This window comes from uncultured Kordia sp., from assembly GCF_947489565.1.
In the GTDB taxonomy this organism is placed as follows: domain Bacteria; phylum Bacteroidota; class Bacteroidia; order Flavobacteriales; family Flavobacteriaceae; genus Kordia.
Genome location: NZ_CANLEA010000001.1, coordinates 485314 through 505442, shown reverse-complemented (window position 1 = coordinate 505442; position 20129 = coordinate 485314). Strand labels below are relative to the sequence as shown.

Below are 20129 nucleotides of genomic sequence, written 5' to 3'. Positions count from 1 at the left end.
CTAATGAGATTTTATACTGCAAAAACTCCCAAACTTGTAAAATGGTTATTTCCATCACTAGTTTGGGAGTTTTCAGTTTCTAAAAAACAACTCTTCCTTACGTTTGACGATGGACCAATTCCTGAAGTGACACCTTGGGTTTTAGAACAACTCGCTCAGTATAATGCTAAAGCAACGTTTTTTTGTATCGGCGATAATGTTTTAAAACATCCAACAATTTTTAAGCAACTTATCAAAGAAGGACATGCTATAGGCAATCATACACAACATCATACAAATGGTTGGAAAACTTCTAAAGCAAGCTATATAGCAGATACAATTCATGCAAAAAACACCATAGAAGATACTACAGGCACAACAACAGAAACAACTTCGCTCCTATTTAGACCGCCATACGGAAAGCTAACACCTCAACTTTCTATACGGCTTAAAAAATTGGGTTATACTATTATTATGTGGGATGTATTGAGTGGTGATTTTGACAAAAGTTTATCGCCAGAAAAATGTCTTAAAAATGTACTAGAAAATGCAGAGACAGGAAGTATTATTGTATTCCACGACAGTTTGAAAGCGTTTGAAAAACTAAAATACACGCTTCCAAAAGTGTTGAAACACTTTCATGAATTGGGTTATACGTTTGAACGAATAACGCTTTAAACGTGCTCAGATATCAATCCGATCAAAGTATTTGCATCTTGCTCACCGCTTTGTCTCCACACCATTTCTCCACCTTTGTAGATCATTAATGTTGGAAGTCCTTTTACGCGTAGTGCTTCTGCTAATTCTTTGTTTTTATCCACGTCTATTTTAATCACTTTGGCTCTATCACCAAGTGCTGCTGCTACATCACGTAACACAGCATGCATTGCTTTCGATTGCTCATTCCATTCTGTATAAAAATCTAACAGAATTGGAATGTTTGCGCTAATTAAGTCACCAAACTTAGACATAAGCGAATGTTTTAATTTTTATTGAATTGCTATATTTTTAACTGAAAAGATAGCAATCCTCTATTACAAATGTACTATTTTCTTGCGATTATGCCACTTTCTCGCGTTTTTTCAACTCAATCACTGTAATTTCTGGCCAAATTCCAACACGTCCAGGGAACGCCAACACACCAAATCCGCGGTTTACATGTAGGTATTTCCCAGCTTCTTCATACAAACCTGCCCAACGTGGATATCTATATTTTACGGGACTCCATTTAAAATTTAAAAACGGAATTTCAATTCCAAATTGCATTCCATGTGTATGTCCTGCCAATGTCAATTGAATCTTTTTTTCAAAGTTGATGATATTAGATTCATCTACAATATCGGTTGGACGAATGATATCCTTTCCATTTTTATCTTTTGGCATGTCCATTTTTTCGTAATCAAAATGTGAAGGATCATGCGAAAGTAATACATTGAATTCTCCGTTTTCTATATTTTCAGTCACTTGTTTTAGACTTCCTTTTTTTGGAAAGTGACTGGATGATCCCCAATTTTCCACACCTAAAATGTGAAGTTTTTCACCATTACGTTCAATGGTTTTTTTATCATTTTGTAATAAATTGAAGCCAATAGCTTCGTGTACTTTTTCTATTTTTTTATGATTTTCCTGAATTTCCGCTTTTGTTTCATAGGCATAAAAACCATAATCATGATTTCCAAGCACGGAATACAAACCGTCTTTGGCTTTCATTCGCTTAAAAGTATCGATCCAAGGATGCATTTCTTCCGCAACCGCGTTGACAATATCTCCTGTAAAGAGAATGACATCACTTTTTTGCTCGTTGATTAAATCGACAGCGTATTCAATTTTCTCTTTATTATCAAAACTTCCTGCATGGATGTCTGAAATTTGCGTGAGTTTATATCCATCAAAAGCTGCTGGTAGATCGTCAAAAAACATCGTATGCTTGATGACTCTATAATTGTATCGACCTTTAAAAACACCGTATAAAAATCCTGAAAAAGGAATCGCGGCAATTCCCAATGCTAATTGACTAATGAATTTTCTTCTTCCTGGTAATGCTTCAGAAACTGTTCCAGCTTGCTGAAAATAGTTAAATAAACCTACAAAGAAGCGGAAGATGTCTTCTATAAATAAAATAGCAAATACAAACAGTTTTGGAACTGTAAGCGTCAACAACATCGCAATGGCGTACCCTGTTGCAAGATTAAAACGGTTGTCGCGTTGCGTCATAGTTAATTGATAGAAAAAAATACCATACACTAACACCGTAAAAACCCAGAAACCTATGAGGATGAATTTATTACTAGTTAAGGTACGAATAGAAAAAAACGTATATAATTCTAGAATGAATACTAGAACAATGGGGATGATAAATCTTAGCATTTATTAAATTTTAACAAATTTAATTGTTTATCTAACGACTGTTTTCGTGCTTTTGAAAAAATTAACATTTATAAAAATGTCTCTTTTTCTATATGTACCTTAATTGATAGGAAAATCTTGTATTAAATACACTTCTTAATTTCATGTATGTGTAACATTAAAAAAACCTGTAGCAAGGTATTCACGTTGCTACAGGTTTTTATTATTTTGTAAATGTTATTCTTTTTAGTTGATCGTATATTCTTCTGATAAATAGTCTATTTCACATGATGTTATAACTCGATTATAGATTCTTACATCATCAATTTTTCCATTAAAACCTTCATGAGAGTTAGGCAACAAGTTTCCAATAGTCATGTATCCACCATTCCATAATGGTTCTACATTATAATCTGCGGATACTTTTACCAAATCTCCGTTGATGTAAATTTTCCAATTAGTTCCATCCCAAGTAGAAACAACATGTGTCCAAGTATTTAAACTTAAAGCATAATCATTAAACCAAGCTCTGTAATAAGTACTTCCTTCGGCAAAATGAGCATCTATACCAACATTTGTAAGCTGTAAGTTAAAATCTCTATTTGGAGTAACTTTAGAAATGATGTTATTATGCACATCTAAAAAATCTGGATGTACCCAAGCAGAGAGTGTAAACTCATTTAAATTATCAAAAGCTTGTACATTTTCAATGCTTATATAATTGTTATTAGAAAAATGATAAGCACTATCGTTTGTATTTGCTCCATCGGTCGTTAAAGCAGCTCCATAGACAACTCCGTGGTTATTATTTCCACTTTCATCATTCGCATTCCCTGAAAAAGGATAATACCCTAACAAACCAGAGGACACATCATCATTAATAGTACTCGTAGAAACAGTAACTGTAACCATATACGTACCATTAACTGTTCCATCAGCGTTTAAAGTTACCACTGTAAAATCATAAACTCCTTCTAAATCAACTATTGTGACATCAAGACTGGTTGCTATTGTAATTTCTCCTGTTACAGGATCAATAGTAAACATATTACTATCACTGCCCAATTCTAATGAAAATGTAATTGGTGTCGTTAAATTTGACGTAATTGTTCCTACAACAGCTCCAGAAGCAACTTCATCACAACCTGAAACTTCAAAGTCTACTCCAACAGTTATTAAATCTGTACTTTGGTCATCACTACTACAATTGTACAAAGTGAAAAATAAACCTATTACTAATAATCTAAAGTATTTCATAATCTTTTTTTTATTGAAACGAAAGTAGTCTACCTACATACTAATTCAAAATACACGTATTGATGGTTTATAAAAACACAACAATTTTTATGAATTACTTCACTATTACAAGCTGATTATCAATTAATTCAAATTCGGAATATCGTCAGGTGTAAAATTGTATAAATCTTTCGACTCTTCTTCTTTTAATTTTTTGACTAAATCTAACGCATCAGGAACAACATCACTACAAAGTACAATTAGCGCACCTTGTTTTGCATTTTTTACAGCGTGAAGAATGGCTTCACTTTCCGATGGAATGATCGTTGTTTTCTTGTTTGGATCTTGCATTTTAATACCATCATTCAGCATTTTAATCAGCTCTTCCTCTGTTTTTCCGCGTAAGCGTTTGTCTTGACGAATAATAACTTCATCAAACATTTCTGCTGCAATTCCGCCCATTTCATTATTATCTTCTATACGTCTGTCTCCAATTCCTGCGATGATACCAACTTTTACGGTAGCATTTAAGTTATCTACAAATTGTTTTAAGGCACGCATTCCTGCTGGATTGTGCGCATAATCTACTAAGATTTGGAAGTTTTTGAATTTGAATAGATTCAAACGTCCTGGCGTTTGTGATGCAGATGGAATAAACGTTTCTAATGCCGCACGCATATCTTCTAGGGTAAATCCTTTTAAGTATGCTGTAATTACGGCTGGCAATACATTTTGAATCATAAACGTAGCTTTTCCGCCAAACGTCAATGGAACATTTACTGCTTTGATGATGCGCATTTTCCATTCACCTCTACAAAGTGTGATATATCCGTTTTCATAGATTGCCGAAATTCCACCACGTTTTTGCATGGCTTTGATTCGCGGATTGTTTTCATCTAACGAGAACAACGCCACATTACAATCTACATTTTTACGCATTGCGTATACCAAATCGTCATCAGCATTTAAAATAGCGGTTCCGTCAGGTAATACCGTTTCTGGAATAACGCCTTTTACTTTGGCTAATTGCTCTATGGTATGAATTCCTTTTAGTCCTAAATGATCGGCTGCAACATTCGTTACAATTCCGATATCACAGTTTTTAAATCCTAAACCTGCTCGCAATAATCCACCACGCGCACATTCTAAGACCGCAAAATTCACCGTTGGATCTTTTAGTACAAATTCTGTACTCGCCGGACCTGTACAATCGCCTGTCATTAACAAACGGTTTTGAATGTACACACCATCACTTGTGGTATATCCAACTTTATACCCTTTCATTTTTGCCATGTGCGCAATGAGTCGAGTCGTAGTTGTTTTTCCATTGGTTCCAGAAACCGCAATAATTGGAATACGCGATGTTGATCCTGGAGGAAATAATTTATCAATTACCGGAGCCGCCACATTTCTTGGCAATCCTTCTGTTGGTGCTAAGTGCATACGGAATCCTGGTCCTGCATTTACCTCTAATACAGCACCGCCCGTTTCTGAAAGTGGTTTGCTAATATCGGACGTCATCACATCGATTCCGCAAATATCTAAATCAATGATTTTTGAAATGCGTTCTGCCATAAATACATTTGCTGGATGTACAATATCTGTCACATCTTCGGCAGTTCCACCTGTACTTAAGTTTGCAGTGTCTTTTAAAAGCATGACTTCGTCTTTTTCTAAGACCGTTTCTAACGTATATCCTTTGGCAGCAATGAGTGTTTGTGTTAAATCGTTTACTTTGATCATTGTTAACACTTTTTCGTGTCCGTATCCTCTACGCTCATCTTTATTTACCTCATCAATGAGTTCTTGAATCGTAGACTTTCCATCTCCAACAACATGTGCAGGCGTACGTTTTGCAGCAGCGACTAGTTTGTTATTGATGACTAACAAACGATAATCGTCTCCTGTAATATACTTTTCTACAATGACAGATCGTGAAATTTCTTGCGCTGCTTTGAATGCTACCAACGCTTCGTCATAAGTATTGATATCTACGGTAATTCCGCGCCCGTGATTTCCATTAATTGGTTTTATTACCAATGGATATCCTACATAGCGACACGCGCTTTCTAGGTTACGCTCTCTTCGAATAATATCGCCACGTGGCACTTCAACTTCTGCTTGTTCTAGCAAGTACTTTGTATCTTCTTTATCGCAAGCAATTTCGACACCAATATTACTGGTTTCGCTGGTCACTGTTGCCTGAATTCGTTTTTGATTGGCTCCATATCCTAATTGACATAGTGAATATCGGTTCAATCGAATCCAAGGAATTCCTCTGCTAGCTGCTTCTTCTACAATAGAACCTGTACTTGGTCCTAAGCGTTCTTCTTCGCGAATTTCTCGCATTTCTTGAATGTCTTCTGCTAAATCATACTCTTCTCCAGCAATCAACGCTTCGCAGATACGAACCGCAGCTTTTGCAGCAAAACGTCCTACTTTTTCTTCCATATACGAGAAGACTACATTATAAACTCCTTCTTCTCCGTAACCGCGGGTTCTTCCAAATCCTGTGTCCATTCCCGCCAAGGTTTGTATTTCTAAGGCAATATGCTCAATAACGTGTCCCATCCAAGTTCCGTCATCGACACGCATAAAAAAGCCACCTTCACAACCTTCCGAACATCTGTGCGAATACATGGAAGGAAACATCGCTTTTAATCGATCTCCAAAACCGTCGACTTTGTTGGTTGGATATTCTTCCATCTCTTGCAGATCAAGAACCATTACGATTAATTTGTGTCTTCTAACAGACCAATAGTTTGGTCCTCGCATTGCATTAATACTTCTAATTTCCATGTGCTATTTTGGTTTGCTGGTTAGTATGAACTGTTTTGTAACAAGTTCTGTCATAAATATAGAAAAATTTCACAGATTTCTAGGTTCGTTTTCACATTCTATCGACTTAGATTAAGATTACGCTAAAAAAAGGTTAACACACAAAAAATTATTTTACTTTTGCAGTCACAAAAAAATCCACAAGAACATGCAGCAGATCAAAGGAGTACTAATCCCTATTGGAGGAAATGAAGATAAAGGCATTGAGGAAGATGAAATGTACACGCTCGATTTTATTGACGAAGGAATTTTGTTTCACGTCGTAAAAGAAGCTGGTGGCATTGATGCAAAGATTGTCGTTATTCCAACAGCCTCAAGTATTCCTGTAGAAGTTGGTGAAAATTATATAGATGCTTTTCACAAACTAGGCTGTACTAATGTTACCGTTTTAGATATTAGAAGCAAAGAAGATTCTGAAAAAGAGGATTCTATTGAATTGATTCAAACCGCGAATTGTATTATGTTTTCTGGTGGAGATCAATCTAAAATTGCAGATAAAATTGGCGGAACTACCATTCATAAAATCTTAGCAGATCGTTATAGAAACGAAGCTGGTTTTGTAATTGCTGGAACTAGTGCTGGTGCAATGGCAATGGCCAATGAAATGATTGCTGGCGGAAGTGCTTCGGAATCGTTTATTAAAGGAGCCGTTCGCATGCACAAAGGATTGAGTTTGATTCCTGAATTGATTATTGATACACATTTTATCCGTAGAGGACGTTTTGGACGCCAGTCTGAAGCTGTTGCTAAGTTTCCTAATTTAATCGGAATTGGCTTGGCAGAAGACACCGGAATGATTATCAAGAACGGAAACGATTGTACCGTAATTGGCTCTGGAATGGTGATTGTGTTTGATGGTGCAACCTTGACACATAACAATGAAAAAGTATTGAAAGAAGGAACTCCTATGACGATGGCAAATATGACGATTCATGTATTGTCTAACGGAGATCGATTTGATGTTAAAAATCGTAAGGTTTCTGTATTGCCTATTGAAGCACCTTTTATTTAGGTTTTAGACCGCTGCGCTGTTAGATGTTAGAACGGCTTTGCCTCTTAGATTGTTAGATTGCTGTGTTTTAGATATTTCTTACTCTTTCTTTATTTTTCGCTTTCGCAGAATTGTCTCAGATTCAATACGTCATGCTGAACTTGATTCAGCATCTCACATTTTAAGGAGATGTTAGAATGCTGCACTATTAGATATTAGAACGGCTTTGCCTCTTAGATTGTTAGATTGCTTCATTTCGACTTCGCTCAATGTGAACGCTTTTAGAGCTTTCTTACTCTTTCTTTATTTTTCGCTTCCGCAGAATTGTCTCAGATTCAACACGTCATGCTGAACTTGATTCAGCATCTCACATTTTAAGGAGATGTTAGAACGCTGCACTATTAGATATTAGAACGGCTTTGCCTCTTAGATTGTTAGATTGCTTCATTTCGACTTCGCTCAATGTGAACGCTTTTAGATATTTCTTACTCTTTCTTGATTTTTTGCTTCCGCAGAATTGTCTCAGATTAAAACAAAAAGCACTACAATTTCTTTCGTTAGTGTAGCGCCAATTGTATGTATTCGATTGTGTTTAATTTTCTTTTAACAGCTCTAGTACTTTTTCAATAGCTTCATCTTTGGCATTTTCTTGAAGTTTAGAAACCATTGTATATCCACTTTCTCTATTATATTCAATACGATGATGTGGAGGAATTCCTCTATTTTCATAATTAACACCATCAATACTTTCATAGATTTCGTTTGACAAACCATAATTCCAACCGTTTGGTAACTTTTTATCTAAGATGTCCGAAAAAATTCCTTCCGTATTCGAACCAACGCGTATTGCTTTTGGTGTCGCTTTTAGAGAGCTTAGTACAAATATTTCTGTAGCACTTGCCGATAATGGACTTGTTAGAATGTATATATTACCATCAAATACTTTTTTTGCTGGCGAAATGCGTACCGTATTTACTGCTGTAAATTCTCCTTCTTTGAGATATGCTTTTTTAGAGAAAACAGCGGTTTCTTGTTTGGTAAAGTAACTTAAGATTTCTAAGGCAACTTCGTCCATTCCGCCTCCATTGAATCGCAAATCAATGATACAGGTTTTCACTTTTGCTAAGTCTGGAAAAACTTTGTCCATAATATATGTTGCTCCATCAATTTCATCTTGCGTATAATTTTCGCTTTCTTCCGCATATTGCTCAAACAATGCTTCTGCTTTTTCAGGATCATCTTTTGGAATGTCGTAGTTTGGAAATTGCATCATTCCGTTTATTTGCAGCAATAATACATCGTCATTTATGTTTCCCCAATTGAGCAATCCATAATTATACGTATTCACATTTTTTACATACTTTTTTAATTGCACCATTTTGAATTCATCAAAATCGATGCGCTTCCTTTTTCCTTTTTTTGTCGCAGCTTCTTTTGTTTGTTTGTGCAAAGCGTATGCTTCTTCTAATTCTTCAGGCAGCTCAATTCCAACATGTCCATCATTCAATTCATCTAGCATTTCTTTGAGTGTTATATATAATTCTAACGGAGTAGATTTTGACGACACCTTGCTTTTATATTTCATTTTTAAAGCATTCCAATCTACATTTCGTTCTTTAAAATATCCGTATTGCTCTGTAAAAGTTTGACATAAGGATTCAAAATTATAAACAGGATCATTTTGTTTTGCTTCACTTAAGGGCGCACAATATTCAGGCATTTTTTCTAAACGATTAAAATTATATGTATTAATTCCCATTGTCACTTGCAGCTTGTTTTCTTCTTTCAAAGTAATTGAAAGCATTTGTTCTGCAGCTTCTCTAGGAAACTCCTCAGAAGGCAAACAACTAATGCTATTTACATCATATAAAGCCACGATTTCATCTGTGATGTTTATAATTCTTCCATAGCCTATACTCTTCCAATGTCCATTGATACTTGCTGTTTCAATTTCAATTTCTGCTTTTTCTTTTTTGTGTGCATTGCTTTTACATTTTACCAATGCAATAGCCGTTATTAGCAATAATAGTCTTCCAATTTTTCTCATGTTGATACTCTTTTATTTTTTGTGATTGATGAATAATTTCTTCACAAACTAACGGTATTACGGAGTGCCAATCGTCCCAATGCTTCTATTGGAACCTATTTTTTAGCCTAAATTTGCTTTTTTGTATTGCGATGGAGAAAGTCCAGTTTCTTTTTTGAAGATTCGATTGAAACTTGTTTTGGATTTGAATCCACAGTCGTATGCTATTCCTAAAAGTGTATAATTTTCAAAATCTTTTGAAGCTAATTTCTCTTTTACAGCTGCTACGCGGTATTTATTTACAAGGTCGTAAAACGTGATATTCATATGCTGATTTAACAATCCAGATAATTTTTTATCAGTTGTTGAAATCATTTGTGCCAACTTATTTAATGTTAGCTCTTCATCTAAATATGGCTTGTTTGAAATGAAGATTTTTTCTAATCGCGTTTGCAATTCTTGAAACATTTCTTCTTCAGCAGAAGATACAATCTTCCTTTTTTCTGTTGTTTCTAAAGGTTGTATTGGTTCTTGAATTAGAAAATCGGGCACTAAAATTTTAGATTGCCGAATGCCATAATATCCTAAATATCCAATGAGAATAACCACTAATATTAGCGTAATAAAACTTGTATCAACAGCTTCTTCTCCAACATATATTTCATAGAAGCTTCCTAATAAATCAAGAAACGCTACAATGATTATTCCTATTAGCATTTGCCGTACCCAACCAAAATCTGTCTCCGAAATGGTAGAAAAGTTTGCTTCCATGGCTTTGCTGTACTTATAAAACAATCGCAAAGAAAACAGTGCATACGCAATTAAGTAGACAACAAATATGGTGAAAAACTCCATACTACTTTCATTGATAACTTTTAGGTAATTAAAAATGAATTCTTTATTTAAAATAGAAATGATAAACGGAATAGAAATGATACTTATGTAGAGAACTAATGGTACAAAATGAAGCCAATTTTTCCTAAAAAGCGTCTTCTGATCCTCAAATAATGATTTGATATAGACATACAATAACGGACCTACAAAAATCTCAATCGTATCATTAAAAATAAACGTTAGGATGTATAAAAACCGAATACGATGAACTTCCGCATACGCATGAATCATATATAAGAATATGATTCCGAAAAAGAAGATTAATAGTTTTTTGGGAAGCTCTTTTTTCTTTGACTTTAGTAATATGAGAAGAATCAATCCGTTGATTACAATTCCTCCAATTAATATAAAGTCAATGAGTAGTTTCATACATTCAAGCCAAAAACACTATTATTTGTTTTTATAAATAGACACTTCTTCTGTTCCGTTTGATGATTTACAAGCACGATACATTCCTTCCGTATTAAAAGGCATTGCTATATTTCCTTTGGCATCTACAGCAACTAAACCGCCATCGCCACCAATTTTTAAAATACGTTCGTTAATGACAGTATCTGCTGCTTTTTCAAGTGAATATTCTTTGTATTCCATCAAACTAGAAACATCGTATGCTACAACTCCACGAATGAAGTATTCGCCACTTCCTGTACAAGACACCGCACAGGTTTCGTTGTTTGCATAGTTTCCTGCACCAATCATTGGCGAATCGCCCACTCTTCCAAAACGCTTATTGGTCATTCCTCCAGTAGACGTTGCCGCAGCAATATTTCCATCTTGATCGCAAGCAACGGCACCAACAGTTCCGAATTTTGAATCTTTTTTCAGAGAATGATCTAACTGAAATGTATCTGTTCCTTTAATTTCTTGCCATTGATTGTATCTTAACTCATCGTAAAAATACGATGGATCTTCAATTTCGTAATTATGCATCTTTGCAAAAAACATAGCGCCTTCTCCTGCCATAAATACATGCTCACTTTTATCCATAACGTCACGCGCTAAAGACACTGGATTTTTAATTCCAGTAATTAAAGAAACGGCACCTGCATTTAAGGTTTTCCCTTCCATGATAGCTGCGTCCATTTCGTGTGTTCCTTCAGCAGTAAACACACTTCCTTTTCCAGCATTGAACAAGTGTGAATCTTCTAATAATTTTACCGCTTCTTCTACAGCTTCTACAGAAGATTTTCCTGCTTCTAGCAATTCATAACCTGCATCCAAAGCTTTTTGCAAAGCAGCTTTGTACTGAATTTCTAATTCAGGCGTCATCATTCCTTTTACTAAAGTTCCTGCGCCTCCGTGAATGGCAATTGAGATCGTTTGCATTTCGCTTTTTATTTAATGAAGCAAAACTACAAATTTGCCATCATTAAAAAACAAAAACAACAGTACTTTTATGAACGATATAAATATAATTTTCAGTCTAAACTGTTTGAATCAAGCTAAAAAAAATCTACCTGAAATTCAGATAGATTATCATACATCTACGTAAGTATTACATGAAAATTAGATTCCTACAGGTGGTTTAGGAGGCTTATTTGTTGGACGTGTTGCATCGAGTCCTCCACGAATTACTTTAAGATTTTTGATCTTGTACTGTATAAGTTTTTCTAACATAATAAATAATTTTAAAATTGATAATAGTCTAAGGTATAGAAAGTGAAATGGCTCTATAAAATGATATTAATCATTCTCTTCATCAGTTGCAGTCGCTGTTAGTATAACACCTTTTCCATATATAGAATTAAGCTGTTGAATTTCATACTTTTCAAATTTTTCTAACATAATAATTGGTTTTAAAATTAATAATAGCATAAAAGTAAAGGATCATTGCGTGTAAAAAAACTTATGTATATGACAATTCGCGGAATTACAAGTATCTTTTGAACAATAGATTTTAAAAACATAAAGCAAAAGAAAAGCGAACCGAAGTTCGCTTGAAAAATTTATTGTGGGCAATGACCAAATGAAACCCAACAACGCCATCCAGTTTTTCCACCTTTAATGGTTTTTTGAGAATTCATATCAACAATTAATTTCTTATTAAGCTTTAATGATTTAAGACTTCTTTTTTTCATAATTAAAATGATTTTAAAATTAATAATACCCTGAAATTAAAGCTGAAAGAAGTAAAAAACAAGCATCGTAACATCTGTTTTATAAAACAAAGGCGGCGCATAATTCTATGGTTTATCTATAGGAAAGTGAAGCACAATTCTTCTTTTGCTGAATTTTTGATATTACTTTTTTTTCATGGGTAACATTTATTTATTTCTTTAACTATGGGTTATGAAACTTTTTTAATCATTTGTATTTTCAAATTATAGTATAAGTTTTTGTAGTTTTATTTTATAACCAACATTTCCATCATGTCTATTAAACATTGTCTTTTTTCTTCTCTATTTTTAGTATTTCTTTTTTCAAGTTGTGCACCGACGTTTGATCTAGAAAAAGAATCCTCAAACATCCAAAAAATTGTCTTTAATGGATTTGATATTAGAAAAAGAATCGAGACTTTCCTTCCTAAAAAAGAACAAAGAGAAAGTATTCAAAAGTTCGTTGAAGAAAACGAACCTTTTATAAATGAATTAAAAAAGTACACGAAACCAACTTCTGTAGAAGTAAATTTTGTAAGTTCTTCAATTACATTACAAGATCGTATTTTTAAAATTATAAATGCCACAGAGGTTTTTTCATTGTCCAAAAAAGATATTACAAACCCTTTAGACTCTTTTGAAAATTATTTAGGGAACAACCTGATTGAATATAAAGAAGATTCTTCTAAATATACAGCAACTAGAGATTTGAATCTCATTGCTATTTTTCACAAAGGTTCATGGGAATATTTTGACTATAATGTATCCTTGTTTTATCATGCGTATGGTTTAAAAGACACTAAAAAAATTGGTGCAATTGTATTATGATGAAGTTTTCGTTCCTGCTGAAGAAAAATGGGATTCCGAAAGTATTCAAATGTTTAAAGACGAATATGAAGCCATTAAAAATAGTCCTCAATACAAAGATTTAGATTTTGATGCGTATTGTGACTGTTTACTGTTACACCAAGAAAAACTAGATTTTGATAAAGAGATTCCTAACGCCTATTTTGAAAGCGAAACATATTTGAACAAAATGTACAGCTGTCGAATTTTAACGGTACGCGAATAATCCCCTCAAAACTGAGGGAATTAATAGAGTTTTTTTTTGCTAATTAGGCTGCGTTCTATCGATATCTGCTACTTCTTGAGCTCCACCGTATACAGCATTTGCTTGCGCTGTCGTTAATTTTGTAAATTTTTCAAACATAATTTCGATTTTAATGATAGTAAAGTTCTAAGATAGAAAAAATGAAATTACTTCACAATACATTGTGCTGTTGCGGCATAATATATTTACAGAATGTGGATAATAGAAAAATGTAAACATTTCGTTTTTTATTCGAGAATCTAGCTAATATTGTTAAATTTGAATTTCCATCAAATTTACGATTCATGGCAGACCAAAAACGACTTTTTTTACTTGATGCATACGCGCTTATTTTTAGAGGATATTATGCTTTTATCAAAAACCCTCGAATCAACTCGAAAGGTTTAGATACCTCAGCAATTTTAGGATTTACCAATTCTTTATTAGATGTAATTAAGCGTGAACGACCTGATCATTTAGCCGTTTGTTTTGATAAAGGCGGAAGTGTAGATCGTTTGGAAGTATTTCCAGAATACAAAGCCAATCGTCAAGAAACTCCAGAAGCCATTCGTTTGGCGGTTCCTTATATTGAAAGCATTTTGAAAGCCATGCATATTCCTATTATTGTAAAGGAAGGTTATGAAGCCGATGATATTATTGGAACACTTTCCAAGATGGCCGAAAAGGAAGGTTACAAAACATTTATGGTAACACCTGATAAGGATTTTGCACAGTTAGTTTCTGAAAATATCTTTATGTATCGTCCAAAATTTGGTGGTGGATACGAAACTTGGGGAATTCCAGAAGTACAAGAAAAATTTGGTGTAGAACGTCCAGAACAAGTCATTGATTTCTTAGGAATGATGGGCGATGCTGTCGATAATATTCCCGGATTGCCTGGCGTTGGAGAAAAGACAGCCAAAAAGTTTTTAGCTGCCTACGGAAGCATGGAAGGTTTGCTTGCCAATACACACGAACTCAAAGGAAAGATGAAGGAGAAAGTGGAAGCTAATGGCGAATTAGGAATGCTTTCCAAGCAATTGGCCACAATTATGCTCGATGTTCCTGTAGAGTTTCATGAAGAAAATTTTGAATTATCTCAACCAGATTTAGATGCCGTAAAAGAGATCTTTATGGATTTAGAATTCAGAAGATTGCTCGATAATTTAATTAAAACATTTGCTTCGCCAGAAGAAAATGCTGCGGAAGCAAACACAAAAACAACTTCCAAAGCTTCTAAACAAGCAGCAGCTACAGGACAATTTGATTTATTTGCTGTCCCAGGAACCGGAAATGTTACAGAAGCCGCTACCGTTTCAGGATACCAAACACTCAAAACAACCGATCACTTTTATCAATTGGCCAATACACCAATGTCGCGAAAAATGTTGCTTCAAAAGTTATTGAAACAACAAAGTGTGTGTTTTGATACCGAAACTACAGGCTTAAAAGCACTGGAAGTAGAATTGGTTGGTGTGGCATTTTCTTGGGAAAAAGGAAAAGGATATTATGTGGCTTTTCCAGAAGATCAAGCAGAAACGAAAGAAATTTTAGAAGAATTCCGTCCCTTTTTTGAAAGCACAACGATTGAAAAAGTAGGACAGAATTTAAAATATGATATCAAAGTATTATCAAACTACGATATGCCTGTAAAAGGTGCCATTTTTGACACTATGATTGCTCATTATTTGATCAATCCAGATATGCGTCATAATATGGACGTCTTAGCGGAAACCTATTTGAATTACCAACCACAATCTATTGTGGAGTTGATTGGTAAGAAAGGAAAAAATCAACTGTCAATGCGCCAAGTTCCATTGGATCAACAAACAGAATATGCGGTAGAAGATGCAGATATTACCTATCAGTTGAAAGAACATTTTATCAAAGAATTGGAAAGTGGACATTTGACCAAATTATTCACTGATGTAGAAGTTCCGTTGGTCAGTGTACTTTCTGCCATGGAAATTGAAGGAATTAATTTAGATCCTGAATTTTTAGCTGGCTTATCCAAAGATTTAACGACAGATGTTGATCGCTTGGAAAAAGCCATTTTTGAACAAGCTGGAGAAGAATTTAACTTGGCTTCTCCAAAACAATTGGGTCCAATTTTGTTTGACAAATTGAAGTTGGTTGACAAGCCAAAGAAGACGAAAACGGGACAATATTCTACCGCAGAAGATGTATTGTCATACTTAGCCAAAGATCATCAAATTGTAGCTGATATTTTAGAATGGCGACAGTATCGAAAGTTACAAAGTACGTATGTTGATGCATTGCCAACGGAAATCAATCCGAAAACCAATCGAATTCATACCGTTTATGCACAAGCCGTAGCTGCGACAGGAAGATTGAGTTCAAACAATCCGAATTTACAGAACATTCCAATTAGAACAGAACGCGGACGTCAAGTGCGAAAAGCGTTTGTTCCAAGAGATGAAAATTATGTGTTGCTTGCTGCCGATTATTCTCAGATAGAATTACGAATCATTGCAGCGTTGAGTCAGGAAGACACCATGATTCAATCATTTAAAGATGGTGCAGATATTCACGCTTCAACGGCTTCTAGAGTCTTTGATGTTGCCTTAGATGAAGTAACACGTGAGCAACGTAGCAACGCCAAAACAGTCAACTTCGGAATTATTTATGGAGTTTCTGCATTTGGATTGAGCAACCAAACTTCTTTGACACGAAGTGAATCTAAAGAATTGATTGATACGTACTATGAAACCTATCCAAAACTAAAAGCCTACATGGCCAATCAGGTAGCATTTGCGCGTGAAAACGGCTATGTGGAAACGGTTTTAGGAAGACGTCGTTATTTAAAAGACATCAATTCTAGAAATGCTATTGTACGTGGTGCAGCAGAACGAAATGCGGTGAATGCTCCCATTCAGGGAAGTGCCGCAGATATTATAAAACTGGCAATGATAAATATTCACAATCGTTTTTCAACAGAAGGTTTCAAATCAAAAATGCTATTGCAAGTACATGATGAATTGGTATTTGATGCTCATAAAGACGAATTAGAAATCATCAAACCTATTATAAAGGAGGAAATGGAAAATGCTTTCAAGCTTGAAGTTCCTTTGGATGTAGAAATGGGCATTGGACAGAATTGGCTAGAAGCGCATTAAAAAAAGAAACTGTCTAAAAAGTCATTCTTAATCAAGTTTGATTTAACAAAGACTAGACTTTTTAGACAGATTTAATCTTGTATTATCGACAAATTACATTATTGTCTTTTGTAAACTAGAAGAATATCTTCTTCTGCGTGAATCGTGGTTCCGTCGTCACGTAAAATTTCAAATCCTTCTGGAATACTGAAGACCATGAATTGTCCGCCTCCAAAATTAGGAACTCTAGACACAAAGCCATCTTCTTCCGTTAGTAGCAAATCTCTATCTACTATTGACCAAGTGGCAGAATACGTATCACTGTCGTTTACACAATCGGCTGCATACGTGTACTCATCTTGCGTTCCTTCCACCAAAGAAGCTTCTACTTTTAAAAATGAATTTGTGCTCACTAGAGCTGTACCATCTTCGTTGAAGGTAATCGTTTCATTTTGATAGCAGTTAACTTCTTGTAATAAATCCAGTACTTTCATCCCTTCAATATCAATGCCTTGTTCTATGATCGCATTGGTCATTTTCCATGTGCCCGTAACAAGAGGTTCCAAAGGAATAGCATCATCATCATCTGATGAACATCCTAACAATAAAGTAGTCATTACATAAAATAGTAAAAGTCTTTTCATAATAATTGGTATTAATGTTTTTGTTTTCCCAAACATAAATACATATAAAAAGAACCTCAACTATTTAAGAAAACCTTAGTGCAGTTTTGTAAAATTTTTAACGAGATTCGTTCAGTTTACAAATACTAAAAACCAAAAAAGCACTAAACATTATATTTAGTGCTTTTTTTAATATATAAAGCTTACAGGCTAGGTTGTTCTTTATTGTTTTGTATATGTAATAGTAACATCTTCTTCGCTTACTACATTAAATCCTCCTGAATAAATTTCAAAACCTCCAGAAACTGTGAAAGAAAATTGATTTTCAGAAATCATCGTTGCAGTTATATTAGATTGATCATCATCTATAAAAGTTAACGTACTTCCGTTCTTAGACCATAACAACGTAAATATATCAGAGTCATTTTCACAATCCAACGTATATGTAAATTCATCTGTAGTTCCTGGTACCAAATTGGCAACAACGGTTAAAAATGAATTTGTAAATACGGTAGCAGTTCCACCTTCATTTATTAGGATTGTTTCGTTTTGATAACAATTTGATTCTGAAATAATTTCTCTACTTGCGGTTCCATCTCCGTTAAAATCATATTCGTTTTCTACTTCGTATGAAGTCATTCTCCAAGTTCCTAATAATGGATCTACTGCTGGCGCGTCATCGTCTGATGAACAGGCAAATAAAAATAAACTTAATGCTGATAACAGTATTAATTTTCTCATAGTAATGGTATAAATTGTTTAACGGGTACAATTTATCAAATTATGTACCGAAAACAGATTTTTGAGAAAATTATTAAAGAATTTGTTTGATCCCTTGATAAATATCTGAAATGGATTTATCGGAGTAGTTTTGTAGTTTACGAAAGGATTCTAAGTTATCACATAAATATTTTAAAAAATAGAAGTCTATTAATTTTTCACTAATGTGAATTTTATTATAAGTATCCCCTGAATTATTTAGGTCATCTTCCATACCCAAAATATTATTAGGAATGAAAATTGTAGATACTTTTAAAGTTTCATTGTGAGTGTTATCGAATCTCAGAGTCGATGCATTAAAAATTAAATCCAATCCTTTTATCGTAATATTTTCTTTTTTTAAATAAAATTTCAGACTATTTATGCTTCTTTGACTTGTCAAACCACTTTTACTATAGGCATTGATGAACATACTTTCTTTTAACTTAAGATCGAAAAACGTTGCAAACAATTCAGGATATGATTCTTTCAAGACAATAAAGTATAATGTCAAAATCGTCTCAAAGTAATTCCCTGTATACTTACTCGTGGTAATATTTCCTATAAATTTGGTATACGCATGGTCCTCTTCTAAGCTTTCTTTCACATTGGCTAACAGTATATATTTATTCAATACTTTTTTGAGTCTTCTCGGATTTGTAAAATGTAGCTTTCTAAAAAATATTGCAATTTTTTCATTCAATTTTTCACCTTGAATATCCCTTTCATCAAAATAAGTAGCAACCAATTTTAATACATTTTCATGCTTAGGCATGGAAAAAGAAACATCAAATACTTTTTCTAAATATTCTTCTGATTTTACTACATCTTTATATTTGGTTTGAATGGCTTGTTGCACCGCTTTTTTATCCACTCCAAAAAAGAAAATTGTTTTTTCTCCGTAGGTAAAGAATAGTTTGATAGCAGACAGTAAATTCAATACGTTTTCAGGTTCACAACGATCTAAATCATCAATAAAAATGATATTGTATTTCTTTGGTTTCTCTTTTGTAAGACGATCTTCCCAACGGATAAATTCGGTTTTAAAACCCTTTAAAGCTTCATAAAAAGACGGTTCTTCTTTGTCAAACTCTTTCACGAATTCGGATGGATCAATATCTAAAAGCTTATATTGCACCTTCACGGATTTCCCCAAACCTCTTAGTATCTTTCCAGCATATTTTAATATTTTTCCACAAAAATCTTCTCCTAGACTTTCGCTCTTGTGCAGTAAATATTCTAAAAGTGTCTGCGGCAAATTATCATCTTTTTCAAACTGCCAAGTATCAAAAAAGAACGTATTAAAGTCACTTTTCAATTCTCGTTCCAAATACTTCATCAAGGTGCTTTTTCCACTTCCCCATTCGCCATACAGCGCAAACATTTTAATCTCATGAAATTGATCGGTATTGCTTTCCAAGATGGTTTTAATCAGATTTGCTTTATCAACAACACCTAAGTAATCATTGCTTTCATTTAAGTCTTCAATCGGCAAATTGTGAAGTAGTCTTGACATGGATAGTATTTTTATTAAATGTAAGAAAAATATTGATTCTCATTTCTATAATTCTTAAAAGCAACTACCTGCTACTAGGTAGTTTTTTGAGTTAGATACTAACTAGTTTTATCCTATCTAACACATAAAAGATACTATTATGAAACGTAAACACATCTTTAAAATAGCCTTGTTTGTGGGTTGTTTTTTCTTTTTAACGAAAAGTTTTGGGCAAAAAAAAACTATTAACTATTATCCGTATGCCTTGTATTGGGTGAATTATGATGCAAAAAAACCAAATCATTTGAATTCTGTTCAAGTCATGTTTATAGGTTCTATAAAAACCACCAAATGCTCAGAAAATGGGCGTTACGGCTGGCAAAGCGGAATAGGTCATCAGTTTAGAGAACATGTAGAAGCTTATTATAAACATAAACTCGGTGTCTATTCTAAACGAACAAAAGATGCTGGCGGATATTGGCGTTTTGGTGCCATTCAAGAATTGCCCGGAGTGAGAGCTCGAATGGCAAAACGTTATCCTAGAGTCGTATTTGTCTCCGATTTCACATATTACTGTAAATAAACTACTTAAAGAGATAGGGAATACAACTTTCCATAAAATAATTCAGTATATTTAAAT

At 34.1% G+C, this 20129-nt stretch carries 17 protein-coding genes; 6 read left to right on the top strand and 11 right to left on the bottom strand.

What is annotated here, in order from left to right; genetic code table 11:
* Positions 1–3: 3 nt before the first annotated feature.
* On the top strand, positions 4–657 hold the full coding sequence (locus Q0845_RS02325) for a polysaccharide deacetylase family protein (RefSeq protein ID WP_298508507.1): 654 nt from the start codon (positions 4–6) through the stop codon (positions 655–657).
* Here the strand turns inward: Q0845_RS02325 and Q0845_RS02320 are convergent.
* The 4 genes from Q0845_RS02320 to cphA all read right to left on the bottom strand — a co-directional run bounded on the left by Q0845_RS02320 (position 654) and on the right by cphA (position 6360).
* Positions 654–950 carry a co-chaperone YbbN gene (locus Q0845_RS02320; protein ID WP_290680090.1) on the bottom strand — a complete coding sequence of 99 codons (297 nt, stop codon included), beginning with the start codon at positions 948–950 and terminating at the stop codon, positions 654–656. The genes Q0845_RS02325 and Q0845_RS02320 overlap by 4 nt on opposite strands.
* An 88-nt stretch (positions 951–1038) precedes the next feature.
* Positions 1039–2346 carry a metallophosphoesterase gene (locus Q0845_RS02315; protein ID WP_298508502.1) on the bottom strand — a complete coding sequence of 436 codons (1308 nt, stop codon included), beginning with the start codon at positions 2344–2346 and terminating at the stop codon, positions 1039–1041.
* Positions 2347–2571: 225 nt separating this feature from the next.
* Entirely contained in the window at positions 2572–3582 is a 1011-nt protein-coding gene (locus Q0845_RS02310) for a LamG-like jellyroll fold domain-containing protein (RefSeq protein ID WP_298508499.1), read from the bottom strand.
* A 123-nt stretch (positions 3583–3705) separates the two neighbouring features.
* Positions 3706–6360, bottom strand: a complete 2655-nt coding sequence (gene cphA, locus Q0845_RS02305) for a cyanophycin synthetase (protein WP_298508497.1) — start codon at positions 6358–6360, stop codon at positions 3706–3708.
* Between the two features lie 187 nt (positions 6361–6547).
* Between cphA and Q0845_RS02300 the strand changes: the two genes are divergently transcribed.
* Positions 6548–7411, top strand: a complete 864-nt coding sequence (locus Q0845_RS02300; protein WP_298508494.1) for a cyanophycinase — start codon at positions 6548–6550, stop codon at positions 7409–7411.
* Positions 7412–7982: 571 nt separating this feature from the next.
* Here the strand turns inward: Q0845_RS02300 and Q0845_RS02295 are convergent.
* The 4 genes from Q0845_RS02295 to Q0845_RS02280 form a co-directional block, all read right to left on the bottom strand.
* Entirely contained in the window at positions 7983–9437 is a 1455-nt protein-coding gene (locus tag Q0845_RS02295) for a S41 family peptidase (protein WP_298508492.1), read from the bottom strand.
* 102 nt (positions 9438–9539) lie between these two features.
* Entirely contained in the window at positions 9540–10679 is a 1140-nt protein-coding gene (locus Q0845_RS02290) for an AraC family transcriptional regulator (RefSeq protein ID WP_298508489.1), read from the bottom strand.
* A gap of 21 nt (positions 10680–10700) precedes the next feature.
* Positions 10701–11636 (bottom strand): isoaspartyl peptidase/L-asparaginase family protein, encoded by a 936-nt coding sequence (locus tag Q0845_RS02285; protein ID WP_298508486.1) that lies wholly within the window; start codon positions 11634–11636, stop codon positions 10701–10703.
* A 620-nt stretch (positions 11637–12256) separates the two neighbouring features.
* The gene (locus Q0845_RS02280) at positions 12257–12388 is read right to left on the bottom strand and encodes a hypothetical protein (RefSeq protein WP_298508483.1); all 132 of its coding nucleotides are present in this window, start codon (positions 12386–12388) and stop codon (positions 12257–12259) included.
* Between the two features lie 291 nt (positions 12389–12679).
* Here Q0845_RS02280 and Q0845_RS02275 point away from each other — a divergent pair, with 291 nt between their 5' ends.
* The 3 genes from Q0845_RS02275 to polA all read left to right on the top strand — a co-directional run bounded on the left by Q0845_RS02275 (position 12680) and on the right by polA (position 16633).
* Positions 12680–13234 carry a hypothetical protein gene (locus Q0845_RS02275; RefSeq protein WP_298508480.1) on the top strand — a complete coding sequence of 185 codons (555 nt, stop codon included), beginning with the start codon at positions 12680–12682 and terminating at the stop codon, positions 13232–13234.
* Complete coding sequence (locus Q0845_RS02270) at positions 13218–13478, top strand: hypothetical protein (RefSeq protein WP_298508477.1); 261 nt, start codon at positions 13218–13220, stop codon at positions 13476–13478. The genes Q0845_RS02275 and Q0845_RS02270 overlap by 17 nt, the downstream gene beginning before the upstream one ends.
* 323 nt (positions 13479–13801) lie before the next feature.
* A complete protein-coding gene (polA, locus tag Q0845_RS02265; protein WP_298508474.1) occupies positions 13802–16633 on the top strand; it encodes a DNA polymerase I in 2832 nt (943 codons plus the stop codon).
* Positions 16634–16731: 98 nt separating this feature from the next.
* On the opposite strand, the gene Q0845_RS02260 is transcribed toward polA, so the two are convergent.
* The 3 genes from Q0845_RS02260 to Q0845_RS02250 form a co-directional block, all read right to left on the bottom strand.
* Complete coding sequence (locus tag Q0845_RS02260) at positions 16732–17256, bottom strand: lipocalin family protein (RefSeq protein ID WP_298508471.1); 525 nt, start codon at positions 17254–17256, stop codon at positions 16732–16734.
* A 201-nt stretch (positions 17257–17457) separates the two neighbouring features.
* Positions 17458–17976, bottom strand: coding sequence for a hypothetical protein (locus Q0845_RS02255; RefSeq protein WP_298508468.1), 519 nt, complete (start codon positions 17974–17976; stop codon positions 17458–17460).
* A 73-nt stretch (positions 17977–18049) separates the two neighbouring features.
* Positions 18050–19510 carry a P-loop NTPase fold protein gene (locus Q0845_RS02250; protein WP_298508465.1) on the bottom strand — a complete coding sequence of 487 codons (1461 nt, stop codon included), beginning with the start codon at positions 19508–19510 and terminating at the stop codon, positions 18050–18052.
* Between the two features lie 139 nt (positions 19511–19649).
* Here Q0845_RS02250 and Q0845_RS02245 point away from each other — a divergent pair, with 139 nt between their 5' ends.
* Positions 19650–20072, top strand: a complete 423-nt coding sequence (locus Q0845_RS02245) for a hypothetical protein (protein ID WP_298508462.1) — start codon at positions 19650–19652, stop codon at positions 20070–20072.
* The last annotated feature ends 57 nt before the right edge of the window (positions 20073–20129 follow it).

Excerpts from the sequence above, each read along its gene's own strand:
- Q0845_RS02285 (WP_298508486.1), bottom strand. The coding sequence starts at position 11,636 with ATGCAAACGATCTCAATTGCCATTCACGGAGGCGCAGGAACTTTAGTA.
- Q0845_RS02275 (WP_298508480.1), top strand. The coding sequence starts at position 12,680 with ATGTCTATTAAACATTGTCTTTTTTCTTCTCTATTTTTAGTATTTCTT.
- cphA (WP_298508497.1), bottom strand. The coding sequence starts at position 6,360 with ATGGAAATTAGAAGTATTAATGCAATGCGAGGACCAAACTATTGGTCT.
- Q0845_RS02295 (WP_298508492.1), bottom strand. The coding sequence starts at position 9,437 with ATGAGAAAAATTGGAAGACTATTATTGCTAATAACGGCTATTGCATTG.
- Q0845_RS02320 (WP_290680090.1), bottom strand. The coding sequence starts at position 950 with ATGTCTAAGTTTGGTGACTTAATTAGCGCAAACATTCCAATTCTGTTA.
- Q0845_RS02280 (WP_298508483.1), bottom strand. The coding sequence starts at position 12,388 with ATGAAAAAAAGAAGTCTTAAATCATTAAAGCTTAATAAGAAATTAATT.
- Q0845_RS02325 (WP_298508507.1), top strand. The coding sequence starts at position 4 with ATGAGATTTTATACTGCAAAAACTCCCAAACTTGTAAAATGGTTATTT.
- Q0845_RS02250 (WP_298508465.1), bottom strand. The coding sequence starts at position 19,510 with ATGTCAAGACTACTTCACAATTTGCCGATTGAAGACTTAAATGAAAGC.
- Q0845_RS02260 (WP_298508471.1), bottom strand. The coding sequence starts at position 17,256 with ATGAAAAGACTTTTACTATTTTATGTAATGACTACTTTATTGTTAGGA.
- Q0845_RS02300 (WP_298508494.1), top strand. The coding sequence starts at position 6,548 with ATGCAGCAGATCAAAGGAGTACTAATCCCTATTGGAGGAAATGAAGAT.
- Q0845_RS02290 (WP_298508489.1), bottom strand. The coding sequence starts at position 10,679 with ATGAAACTACTCATTGACTTTATATTAATTGGAGGAATTGTAATCAAC.
- Q0845_RS02310 (WP_298508499.1), bottom strand. The coding sequence starts at position 3,582 with ATGAAATACTTTAGATTATTAGTAATAGGTTTATTTTTCACTTTGTAC.
- Q0845_RS02245 (WP_298508462.1), top strand. The coding sequence starts at position 19,650 with ATGAAACGTAAACACATCTTTAAAATAGCCTTGTTTGTGGGTTGTTTT.
- Q0845_RS02315 (WP_298508502.1), bottom strand. The coding sequence starts at position 2,346 with ATGCTAAGATTTATCATCCCCATTGTTCTAGTATTCATTCTAGAATTA.
- Q0845_RS02255 (WP_298508468.1), bottom strand. The coding sequence starts at position 17,976 with ATGAGAAAATTAATACTGTTATCAGCATTAAGTTTATTTTTATTTGCC.
- polA (WP_298508474.1), top strand. The coding sequence starts at position 13,802 with ATGGCAGACCAAAAACGACTTTTTTTACTTGATGCATACGCGCTTATT.